At 41.4% G+C, this 12,312-nt stretch carries 7 protein-coding genes and 1 pseudogene; 5 read left to right on the top strand and 3 right to left on the bottom strand.

Annotated elements, in window-relative coordinates; genetic code table 11:
* Positions 1–38: 38 nt before the first annotated feature.
* From IQ276_RS38725 to IQ276_RS38715, 3 genes are all read right to left on the bottom strand, one after another.
* A protein-coding gene (locus tag IQ276_RS38725; protein WP_193926078.1) for an IS630 family transposase occupies positions 39–1,117 on the bottom strand; the annotation gives its coding sequence in 2 pieces (ribosomal slippage) (positions 39–649 and positions 649–1,117; 1,080 coding nt in all).
* Positions 1,118–1,186: 69 nt separating this feature from the next.
* On the bottom strand, positions 1,187–1,621 hold the full coding sequence (locus IQ276_RS38720; RefSeq protein ID WP_235116493.1) for a hypothetical protein: 435 nt from the start codon (positions 1,619–1,621) through the stop codon (positions 1,187–1,189).
* 199 nt (positions 1,622–1,820) lie between these two features.
* Positions 1,821–3,680, bottom strand: a complete 1,860-nt coding sequence (locus IQ276_RS38715; RefSeq protein WP_190884641.1) for a protein kinase domain-containing protein — start codon at positions 3,678–3,680, stop codon at positions 1,821–1,823.
* A gap of 493 nt (positions 3,681–4,173) precedes the next feature.
* On the opposite strand from IQ276_RS38715, the gene IQ276_RS38710 reads away from it, so the two are divergent.
* The 5 genes and pseudogenes from IQ276_RS38710 (at position 4,174) to IQ276_RS38690 (ending at position 12,243) form a co-directional block, all read left to right on the top strand.
* Positions 4,174–5,694, top strand: coding sequence for a helix-turn-helix domain-containing protein (locus IQ276_RS38710; protein WP_193919716.1), 1,521 nt, complete (start codon positions 4,174–4,176; stop codon positions 5,692–5,694).
* Positions 5,695–6,379: 685 nt separating this feature from the next.
* Positions 6,380–7,795 (top strand): hypothetical protein, encoded by a 1,416-nt coding sequence (locus IQ276_RS38705; RefSeq protein WP_193919714.1) that lies wholly within the window; start codon positions 6,380–6,382, stop codon positions 7,793–7,795.
* A gap of 866 nt (positions 7,796–8,661) precedes the next feature.
* Positions 8,662–10,143: pseudogene (locus IQ276_RS38700) on the top strand (DUF3854 domain-containing protein); the annotation flags it as partial.
* Positions 10,144–10,413: 270 nt separating this feature from the next.
* Positions 10,414–10,584 carry a hypothetical protein gene (locus IQ276_RS38695; RefSeq protein ID WP_221706943.1) on the top strand — a complete coding sequence of 57 codons (171 nt, stop codon included), beginning with the start codon at positions 10,414–10,416 and terminating at the stop codon, positions 10,582–10,584.
* Between the two features lie 117 nt (positions 10,585–10,701).
* Complete coding sequence (locus tag IQ276_RS38690) at positions 10,702–12,243, top strand: group II intron reverse transcriptase/maturase (protein WP_193925511.1); 1,542 nt, start codon at positions 10,702–10,704, stop codon at positions 12,241–12,243.
* Positions 12,244–12,312 lie beyond the last annotated feature (69 nt).

Below are 12,312 nucleotides of genomic sequence, written 5' to 3'. Positions count from 1 at the left end.
TTGAGTAAACAAAAAGTAATTCTACGTTTAGTATAGGACTAGTATTTGATTTCTGAAAAAGCTCCGTACATCTGTAAAGTGTCAAAATCAAAGTTAGTGTGTCGGAGAAACCACTCAAACATCCATTTGAGATGAGAGAACGAAGGAATCAAAGCACAGAAACGCCGCACCCAGGTTTTAGCTTGTAACCAAATATCCTCAATTGGATTTTGTGATGGGCAATTAGGAGCGAAGCGAACGCAATGAATTTTCCACTGGTCTGGAGACAAACCTTGGTTTATCTCTCCTAAAAAGTTTTGAACCAGATGTGAACGATGGTAAGAAGCACCATCCCAAAAAAGCAGTAATCGTTGGTTGGGAGACTGGTCTAATAAATAACGTAAATAATCAATTGTATTGTCTGAATTGCCAGCATTGTAAGCTTTAAGAAGCAACTTACCATCGAGATAATCAACCGCCCCGTAGTATGTCTGCTTCTCTCGTTCGTTAACGATGCCAATTGCTATTTCTTGGTCAGTTTTTCCCCAGACATAACCAGTTACGTCTCCCCATAACAGATGGCACTCATCTATTAGTAATACTCTCAGTCTTCCTTCTTCTATCTCCTCTCTATTGCTGTCCAACAATTTTTCAATCTGTTTTTTTTTGCAGCTACAGCCTCAATGTCCGCCTTTGGGTTTAAGCCAGTAGTTTTTTTCCAACTAATTCCCGCCGCGTCAAATAAATCATAATAACTCCGTTTCGATTCGTAGATGACATCATATTCAAAAGCCAATTTGTATTCCAGTTCACCAAGCTCCCAAATCTCCTTAGTTTGCAACCAACTTAATACTTCTTGTTGCTGTTCATCGCTCAGGTAACTCTTTCTGCCTTTATAATTTAAGCGCAATCCGCAAATTCCATATTCCTTATAAGCTTGCTTCCAGCTTGTTATTGAACCAACAGAGACATCTAAAATTGTTTGAATTTCCTCATACTTGTAGCCTTGATAAACCAGTTTCACTGCCAAAGCTTTTCTCACCTCACGGGCATCCGGGCGATTATCTATAAATTCTTGTAGTTCTGCGTTAGCGAAGCTCACCGAAGGTATCGCAGGTTGTAGATGCTGCTCTATCATTGTTCGCTCTTAGACAGATATCTCTCTCCGTATTATCTCGTACACTTTTTCAGAAATCAAATATGATTCCTATATTTGCCAATTAACATTATTACCTTCCATCTCTACTGTGTAACTAGTAGCTCCTGGAACTGCACGCCAAGAAATTGATGGTCGGGTAGTCAAGATTCTACCGCCACTAATGTAAGGACTAATTAATCTTGGTCTTGGTACAGAGTTATCATCATTTGGCCCTTTAAGTGTAGTGGGACAGTTCTGCGGTTTAAGATTTGTACATCGATACTTATCTGCCTCAGTGACTTGTGATGGCGCACATTTGTTGGCAGCGTCAGAAAAATTGTTTTGATTAATGTATAAAATTTTTCGATTTAAATAGCAAACGACTGTAACTGTGGCTCCATTCTTTGGGTGAATCTGATCTCCCGGACACAGCGGACTACCTGCTGGCAAGTAGCGATCGCCTGAACTAATCACCTTACCATCAACATTCTTGCACTGACGCAAGGCTATTAGTTGAGATTGCCCCCATACACTACTAGAACTTGAGACAACTAGTGTTGATATTGATGCGAGTGCTACAATTTGAACTGTGAATATTTTTTTGACTATTGCACTTGTCGAATTTTGGAAAGTAAGCATCAAGATTTTTGTACAGCTATTTGCTAGTGAGTAGCATACAGCAAACAGGAAATCAAAAAAAGGCTTAGGGCGAAGATGGCGTCACAAACTCTCCCAATAAACGCTTTAATATTTGCAATCTCCACTGCTGAACTTCTAACTGATTAGACTCAGCAATCAAACATATCTCCCAAGTCAGCCTGGCATCATTAATTTCACCTAATGCTTCTTGCGCTTGCGCTAATAAACAGTAAGCATCTGTCCTGGCATCCAGTTTTGTTGATTTCTCCAAATCAGCCTTAGCCTCGGCATAACGCTTTAACTCTAATTTTGCCCAACCTAAGTTTTTGTATAAAGTAGACTTAAATTTAATATTTTCAGTTTTTTGTAAACCTGATTTAGCTAAAGCAATTGCTACATCATATTTGCCATCTAAAATCTTCAATCTTGATAAATTATTAATGGCTGGTATTGCTTCTTTACTCATTTCAATGGCTAATTTATACTGTTTTTCTGCCAAATCATACATTCGTCTATCATCATAGAAAAGTGCTAGCCCAAAACGCGATTCCCAATTGTCAGGCTTTAATTTAAAGGAATTTTCATAATTCTTAATTGCACAGTTATCTTGGTTTAATTGCTGGCAAATAAAAGCTAAATTACTATAAGCATCTGCATCCCGGTTATTGTATTTAATTGCTAATTCATAATATTTTTTAGCTAACTCAAGGTCTTTGGTGCTACGGACAGCTTTATCAAAGTAAAAACTTGATATAGTCCGATTACTCTGAGAACGAATTTTTATAGCCCAGTAAAAAAAATCTTGTGCTCCCTGAGAATTATTTGCTGCTTCTAACTTTTGTCCTTGAGTTACTAAATAGTTAGCTGCTAGAGGTCTAGATAGAAAGATACCCCCAATAAATCCCAATACCATCAATGTATATTTGCTATATTGAAAAACTTTAGAATTAGCTAATCTATAATTTTTAATTTGCTGAGGTAGTTTTTCTAACCTCTGCAAGATTACTCGCGTAGTTTGCGGACGCTGCCCTGGTAAAGGAGCCATTAATTCATCAAGAAAATCAGCGAAGGGCTTGTCAATCTGCGGTGTTTGCTCTCTCCAAATTAGATTCCCTGTCTTTTTATCTGTTGGAAGATCCATCAATTGAATACCAGTAACTAGTTGCACAAAAGTCCGACCCAGAGCATAGAAGTCTGATTGAGGTACTGCTTGACCATTTACTTGTTCAAATGGAGAGTAACGAGGTGTACTGACAGATGTAATTTCGTATCGTCCTCCCCTACCTGTGCTAGATCCCCCACTTCCACTGACTTTTGCCAAGTAGGTATCAGTCACTCGCCGTGCTACACCAAAATCAATTAATGCAAGTTGTCCACTTGACTGAAGAATTATATTAGAAGGTTTAATATCTCTATGAAAAATTTCTGTCCGGTGTACTTCATCAAGGATTTCAACTAACTGTCGAAGCCATTGTAATGCTACGGTTTGTGAAATTCGCCCATTAGACTCTAACCATTGTTCTAAGTTTTCTCCTTCAAATTTATCCATGATTAAACAATACAATGTTAGAGAGCTATTGTTCGGAATAAAAGTGAAAAAGTCATCTATAGTACTTTTAGGAATGCATGGGTGTTCAATAAGCCGTAAGGTGAGGGATTCCCGCTCAATGAGATCAACTAACTTAGGTGTGTTCCATTTTAAAACTTTCATGACTCGCCGCTTAGAACCAGGATTCCATTGAGTACCGGCATCGTCCACTTCAAAAACTTCCATATAGCTAAATGGGTTTTCGGTAAGCTCCCTTAATGGCTTAACTAGACAAATGCGGTCGTTAATTAGCAATGAAGTCCCACAGAAGAGACAGTGATTAACGTCATCAGGATTTTGACGTTGTTTGCAAAGAGGGTTAATACAGTAACCCATATTTTAGTATATGTAACATAATTTTATGTATAATATAATATACAGTAATTTCCTCAAACTACCCCTTCGTGTCGTAAAAGATGGAACAATATGTAAATTGAGAATTTTAGGCAGCCTCATTTAAACATCAATGTATACTATAATTCATTACAACCCTGCATTCCTTAGAAAATAAAGTAACAAATATTACATTGATATTCTAATAATCGTTAGAAGACTCACTGTTTAGCTGAAAATTCAGTAACCCAATTTCAGTAAAGAACCTTAACTGTAAGTGCTAATCTTCCTGTTTTCTCTTGCCGTACTCCATCCAAGATGTGTCTATGAAAGTAATTCTTATTGTAAGTAATCAGCATTAGAAATTTTTATGGTACTTTTTTGAAAAAAATCAACTATAAAATGAAAAATCAAATATGATTGATACAATGCAATCTGCTCTTAAAACTAAGCCTAATCTATAAAAATGCCCGAAATGGGCATTTACTGTGTAAAAATGACTAACAGGGTTACAGTTTTTAGTACTGAATCGCAATTCCAGGCTCCTACTCACTCCTCCCTTAACCAAACAGGACAGGAGTCACCAAAAGTAATTTTTACGGTAAAAGTTACTTTTGAACTAGCCCTAGCTGTAGTAAATAAGTTAGTATTTGCCAAAAAAGGTAGATATCTATCCGAGGCTGAAATCCTTGTTATGAAGGGAGCGTGGGATGACAATGATTATGAAGAAATAGCAAGTAACTCATCTTACAGTCCTAACTACTTGAAAGGTGGCATAGCCAGTCGATTGTGGAATATGCTTTCTGAAACGATTGGAAATGGCGAACGGGTTGGCAAAAAGAATCTGCGTGATTTTTTGGAACAAGTTACTGAAGAATATTATGCTCAATCTGCGTCAAAAGAGGAGCATAACTTCCCTGCCAAGGATTTAATACAAGTTCTGGGAGGACAACTTCCTGATGTGTCTAGTTTTTACGGACGAGTAAAGGAACTAACTCTTTTAAAAGAATTAATAGCTAAACAGCGATGTATATCCTTGGTAGGAGTAGCAGGAATCGGTAAAACTGCATTAGCAGCAAAACTTATAGCGGAAATTAGTGCAGAATCTCAACCTAGATTTGATTATTTGATTTGGAAATCAGTTGCTCATGCACCACTACTTCAGGATTTAGTAACCGAACTGTTAGATATAATTGAGCCTTTAGAAACACCCTCAAGCTCACCTAAGTATACTCAAGCAATGATTACAATGTTGCTGAAGCAGATGCAATCACGCCGTTGCTTGGTTGTGCTAGATGAATCTGAAGCGTTATTTCAGACAAAAAATTTAGAGCAACGACTAGATTACAGACTATTTTTTCGCCGTTTAGTAGAAGAACAGCATCAAAGCTGTTTGCTCTTGACTAATCGAATTCTGCTTGATGAACTGAATGATCTGATAGTAGCTAAGCGACCTCTTCGATTTTTTAGAATTGAAGGTCTAGATGAAGATGCGGCAATGCGGTTTTTGTCTGAAAAAGGATTGACTGACACAGAAAAGTGCCATCAATTAATTCAAACTTATCGTGGTAATCCTTCGGAACTAGAGGCAGTAATTGAGAGAATTAATCACTTTTTTTCTGGCAGTACACAAGTATTTTTTCAAAACCCAACAACTCTTGTCAGTAGTAAATTTGAAGCAATGCTTAATCATGTTTTTGGTCACGTATTGACAGAAATTGAGCGAAAAATTCTGATTTACACAGCAGAGGAGATAGTTTCAACTACAGAATTTATTAGCTTTGCCAAGTTATTAAGTGATATCAGGCAGAGACAGAAAGCGTCTGTGTCAACTTTAGAGTTGATTAAAGCACTAGAAAATCTGGAAAAACAATCATTGATTGAAAGCAGTAAAAATCCAGTTACTAAAGAAATTAGTTTTACTCTCCAGCCAGTAATTAAAAAGTATATCTTAACCGATCCACAAGGATTGGTGCGTGTATCCGATGCTTTGCCAAATTTAGCGGTCGCATCTTAAACAAAAGCTTTTCATACATATTGCAGGGTAATCTAGCCTACACAGAGGTGCTACCAACCCTCGATTACCCAAAAAAAATCTTTAACAAACGTGGAGGTCAAAAGCAAAAATCAAAACAACGTTAAACACAGAGAGCATTGTAAGATCAGAGCAGACAAAAGATGGAGGTAAATATACAGCAGTACAAAATTTAAAGGACAAAACGTACTAAGGAGTAACGCTTTGTCCAAGGAGCAAAAAACTAAATAACTCCAGAGCGGGGTTATCTCACAAAAACCAAAGCGGTGGTAGTTAAAGTTTGGCGACTTGATTCCACTAACTGGTCAAAAGAGATTAAGTCCACGCTGCTTCTTGTATTATACGAGAAGCCGCACAAACACACCAGTTTTGTGTGGCAATTTTTGCTGTCGAAATTCAGAAGTTTCTGTAAAGTTAAATTTGGTCAAGAAAGATTCCGAATTTTGTAGCTAAAAGCAGTAGCAGCGCGAATAACAGTTACCAGTCAGAGTCTTTGATAACTGTTGACTGATAACTGATGCAACCCCCTCTGAAGCTTGTCAACCAAGTTATCAGGGAAAAATATCGTGAAAAATGACATAAGGCCAATACAACAGGGTGTCCGGGTTAAGGCTACATCAAAAATTTTTTCAAACACCTCTTTTAGTGATAATGGCAGGAGAGAAATATGCTGACACTAGATAGAGAAGAAAGCTTAGGAGCACTTCATTACGATGATCTCAACAGCAGTATCAAAGACACCTTCGCTGCTCTTGACCGATTTGAGTTGCAAGCAGTAGAGCAGATTCGCGTCATGCATGACGAGCGGATGTACAGAATCGCTGGGTACAAAAACTTCTCAGAATATTGCCAAGGCGAATTGCATGTATATGGTGGGTATCGGCGTATAAATCAACTCTTAGGAGCATCAAAAGTTATTGTTGCAGCAGGGGAGTTGGGGTCAGAGATTAAAAATGAGCGCCAAGCCCGTCCTCTTTTGAGGTTAGCCAAAGAACCAGAAAAACTTATTGCTGCGATAAGACTGGCTTTAGAATCAAACCCAGAGCCTAGCGAATCAGATTTCGCAGCTGCGGCTAATATTGTTGCTCCAATGCCAAGAGTAAGAAAGCCATTCCATCAGGAACCATTGGTTCCCAAAAATCAGGAACCATTGGTTCCCAAAAATATCATCACAATTTCCTCACCATCACATCCCCGTTATGGAGAATCAGGAGTAATTGAGGCTTCGGCTCCGAATAATTCGCAGCAGATTGTAACTTTCGCTGATGGTGAAAGGCTGCTGGTAAACAACACTGATTTGGATGTCGCAATTGTGTCACCAGAGCGTAGATATCCAAAAGTTTATGCCGAAGCTCTAGCGGCACTCAAAGAGCAACACAAACTTGAGTTAGAGCGACTCTCTCAGGAATTGAGAATTGGGCTACAAGCAGAAGTTCAGGCTAGAGCCGAAGCCCAAGTAAGTGAGCAAATCCAATCTCTGCAAAATCTCTACAAGGAGCAAAAAGAGCAAAACATACAGTTGCAGCAGCGTTTAGATGAGATGGAGGGGTTACGGAAACTGGAGACTGAGAATCAGCAACTCCACCAACGTATCCAGGAATTAGAACACGCACTAATTGAACGTCCTTCTCAACAATGGGGAAATACTATGACGCAACAGGCTACCAAAGTTTTGAACAAGCAAGTCAAAGAAGCGTTAGAAAAAACCATTGATTTGCGAACTCTTGCTCTTGAACCACCCAAAGATAATGCCCAAGAATGTCTGCGCCTCATGGGTATGGCTTTGAAAAACCTAAGTCTTGCCATGAACAATACCCAAGCTCTCGAGGCGGCAGCGATAATTCTGGGGAGTGAACCCACTAAAGAAGCGCTAGCAATAAGGACGGAGCAATTACAACTATTACCCCAGGCGGTTAGGGAAATTAGGCAAGTACTTGCTCGTCTTGAGTTTACATGGCAGGAGTTTTGGGCTGTGGCTGAAAAATACGAGGTGATAAAAGCAGACTACTGGGCCGAACTTACCACCCAGGAGACTGATTTAATCACAAAAGCCCGAAAAAACAGCTTAACTGTTATCAGTTAACAGTTAACAGTTAACAGTTAAGCTGATCTTCATTCATTTTTCCAGCTTGATTCGCTGTAAGGACAACCCGTAGGGTTCAGATCCTGCGGTACAGAGGGAGCTTTTATGAAGAAGGCTTGGGGGTCTTGGGGGAAAGGTAAAAACCTCGCCCGAAGTCAAGCGAAATAATCCAAATTTTATGGGGAAGGTAAAAACCTCGCCCCTCTTGTGGCGCGACAATCATCATCCCTTTCCCCTTTAACATGAGTCCCTTTTATGCAACTTAAATGAATGCTCCGTCCTTATCGCTGATCCCGCATTTCTCACAAGTTTGAAATGCAGAGGGGCGGAGGGGAAAGAACAAGGCATATTGAACTCTCCTCTGCTCCTCTGCTCCCCTGCTCCCTTGCACAAACACAGGCTTTGAGCATTGGTGAGAAATCCGGGTGATGACTGATGACTGATAACTGATGACTGATGAATGCGGCATAGGTGCAATGTCGCTCAGATTGTGATGGAAAATATTGGTATTGAATGTGAATACAAATAAAAATGCTTTTAAGTGTGGCAACTTTGAGCCAAACGAGCCTAAACCAGATTGCAAGGTATCAATTGAGCAGATATTAAACCCTATTGTTTACCCAAACAATCTCTTGGCTACCGAGTACCATGAGTTATATGTTGGTAGTGCCATTCATCCCGCGTTGATTTCACGCAGCTTCTTCCACATCGAAGGAGAATCAATTTACGACTACCTGTTCATCTCCGACAAAATCCCTCGCAAAAATGCCGGTCGAGTCACAGATGCATACGTTAAGAAGTATGACCATCTCTTACTAGGGGGGATATGGATTCAATCTCTTGACCCGTTGAATAATTGGCTCCCAATGGAATGGGGGCGGATTAAGCCCAACTTCCCGCGCATTGATTGGGAAAAAGGGAAGCCTGTTAAATACGAGTCACCTCCCAAAACCCCCAACCGCGTTACCTACTTTGATGTTGCTAACCCCATTTGGGAAAAGATTGCAAAACGCTATTTAATCAAGCGCTATCATTCACTTTTAGCGCTGCGCCTGTTGGATAAGCTTAATCCGCTAATATTTTGGGAGTGGGTAAAGCAGCATCCAGAGATTCCCATTATCTTATGCGAGGGTGAGAAGAAAGCCGCTTGCTTGCTCTCTTTGGGGTTTGTTGCGATCGCACTCCCTGGAATTTGGAATGGGCGCGTGGGCCAACAAGATTTTGATGAACGGTTGCATCCTGACTTAGTACCGATGGCTCAGGCAGGACGCAAGTTCATAATTCTTTTTGACCACGAAACTTCTTCTAAAACCAGATGGTCGGTGTTTCAAGCCACTGTTCGCACTGCAAAAGCAATCGAATCGGCTGGTTGCTTATGTGAAGTTGCATTACTGCCGGGGCCAGAAAAAGGTGTTGATGATTTTGTAGTTGGTCGCGGTGTTGATGCCAATGCCCTGCTGACTGCAATTATAGACGATGCCAAATCACTTGCCGATTACCAGCGCTCGTATCGGGCTAAGAAATGGGGACTAAGTAAATATAAACCAGATGTCACAGTCAATATTAAATATTTGACCCAAGCACTCTGCATTCCGGATCTGGAGGAAAAATGTTCATCTGTCCCGCCACTTTATGATATCGCAGAAGAAAAATTGTTTACCCCCTCGATTAGAGGAGCAGAGGTGCAGAGGTGCAGAGGTGCAGAGGTGCAGGGGAGTAGGGGAGTAGTGGAGCAGGGGAGTAGGGGAGCAGAGGAGAATTTTTGTATAAATTCTTTCCCCTCTGCCCCCCTGCACCCCTGCCCCCCTGCCCCGAAAAAATCCTTCCGTTTTCCAGAAAAAGGACTCGTGGTTTTGTGGAGCGACATGGGCACTGGTAAAACTGAACTTATGCGCTGGTGGCGTGACCAAAACCCCGACGCGCGGTTCCTCAACAATGGGCATCGCGTAAATTTGCTGAAAAATCTTGGCCTTCGCTTGCGGACGGCGATGTATTCAGACTTGGGTTACACAGGTTTAGCCCAGGCTCAAGCCCTTAGTATTACTATTGACAGCCTGCATAAGCTGAATACTCAGTCTCTCACCTACGGCTGCATATTTATAGATGAAGCCTGCCAATACCTCACTCACCTACTACACAGTAATACTTGCAAACAACACCGTGCAGCAATACTTGAAGTACTGGAATATATAGTATACAGCGCGCCACTGGTCGTCATCGCTGATGCACACATGGATGATTTAACGGTAGACTTCTTTCTTGCAATGCGACCAAAAGGTGAAGTACCTTACATCATTAAAAACGAGTGGCGAAACGCTTCGCGCACAATTTATTGGTACGAGGGGGATGTGCGATTCGTTGCTTAGTGAATCACGGTAGTCAGTCCGCACATAACTAAGCCAGCCCGACAGCAGATTACTGTCACTAAAGGCTGAACTCTCGGTCAGATGCAAGTGTAAGCCTTGCCATTCAGACTCAGAATTGACTCCTTATCTGCCCACACCGAACAAGCTCGGTTCTTGTAGAGTGAAGCTGGGAACAGGGCGCAATCAGACGACCGTTGCGGGTTGACACTGGCGCTAATAGGGAGTTCCTATGATGAAACAGAGCCTCAAAAAGTGACCCATCGTAGAGCAGGGCGCAACACTAAAATCCCTGACTTCGTTGGAGCCAATTCCCGCCGTAATATCGCCAATAACGGCAAGAGTCTAGGGAATCCAACGGTCAAATTGGCTACATCTAACGGAACAATCAATCTCTCCGAGGGAACGAATAAAAACGATTTGTGAGTCCTGGGGCTTTCGTTCCCCAAGTAGGCTAGACGAGAAGCGGAACTCTCACAATTCGGGTAGGACAGACCGTAATTGGTCTGAGGTGTTCAGAAAATACAAACTCTAGAAGAGAAAATGATTAGACACAGTAGACATACTAGTGAATCTTGGAAAGCCTTACCGTGGAAGAAATTCCGCCGAAATCTTTTCCGCCTTCAAAAGCGCGTATTTAAAGCGGTTCAAGTTGGAGACAAACGGAAAGCTAGGTTTCTCCAAAAGCTTATTTTTAAATCCACCTCGGCTCGATTTCTTGCAATTAGACTTGTATCTCAGCTAAACGCTGGTAAAAAAACGGCGGGTATTGATGGTAAGAAATCCCTGTCATTTGAGGAACGCTTCAACCTTGAAGAATTACTGAAAATGAATAGTGGAAATTGGAAGCATCAAGGACTAAGGGAAATCCCCATCCCCAAAAAGGACGGGACTACCAGAATGCTTAAAATACCAACCATAGCGGATAGAGCTTGGCAATGCCTTGCAAAATATGCACTAGAACCAGCACACGAAGCCACTTTCCACGCCAGGAGCTACGGGTTCAGAACAGGGCGCTCTGCTCACGATGCACAACGGTACATCTACAATAACCTACGCTCTTCCTGCAATGGAACAGAGAAACGAGTTATAGAACTCGATATCGAAAAATGCTTCGATAGGATTAACCACTCAGCAATAATGGACGAACTCATCGCCCCCAAAGGCTTAAAACTCGGAATATACCGATGCCTCAAGGCAGGAGTAAACCCAGAATTCCCCGAACAGGGTACACCTCAAGGGGGAGTAGTCAGCCCACTATTAGCAAACATCGCACTCAACGGGGTTGAAAGTATCCACAGATACAGAGCCAACGGGCAAATCAACGAGCCATCAATCCGATACGCGGATGACATGGTTATTATACTCCGACCCGAAGATAATGCGATAGAGATACTTGAGAAAATCAGCGAGTTCCTCCGCAAACGCGGAATGAATGTAAGCCAAAAGAAAACCAAAGTTACCGCCGCGACAGATGGGTTTGATTTCCTCGGCTGGCACTTTAAAGTCCAGAAAAACGGAAAGTTTAGAAGCATTCCCTCAGTGGACAACTTCAAAGCATTCCGTAAGAAAGTAAAACACATCGTCAACAACTCGAATTATGGTGCTACCACAAAGGCTGAGAAATTAGCCCCGGTAGTAAGAGGTTGGAGAAATTACCATAAGTTCTGCAAGATGGACGGGTCTAGAAACTCGTTATACCACATCAAAAAAAGAGCTTATACGGTATTCAACAAGGAAGCCAAGAAAAATCGCTACGCTAGCAAGAAATTACTAGACAAAGCATTCCCAGCAGTTTCCTACTCCGAAAGTAGCCACGTCATGGTTAAAGGAACAAAATCCCCCTATGACGGAGATACAGCCTACTGGAGCGAACGCAAAAGTAAGCTCTATGACGGCGAAACTTCTTTTGCTCTTAAGAAGCAAAACCATAGATGTGCCTCTTGCGGCTTAAAGTTCATCGATGAGGAACGGATTCATCTGCATCACATCGACGAAAATCACGCCAACTGGAAGAAAAATAATCTGGAAGCAATTCACGAGAGTTGCCACGATTACAAGCACATGAGCAAAAGCGAAAGCTGAGAACATCGGGAGCCGTGTACACGGAAACGGGTACGCACGGATCTAACTGAGAGGTGCGGGGAATAATAT

The sequence above is a fragment of the Desmonostoc muscorum LEGE 12446 genome, from assembly GCF_015207005.2.
In the GTDB taxonomy this organism is placed as follows: Bacteria; Cyanobacteriota; Cyanobacteriia; order Cyanobacteriales; family Nostocaceae; genus Nostoc; species Nostoc muscorum.
Note: the sequence above shows the minus strand (reverse complement) of the source record. Positions and strands in the feature narration are given on the sequence as shown.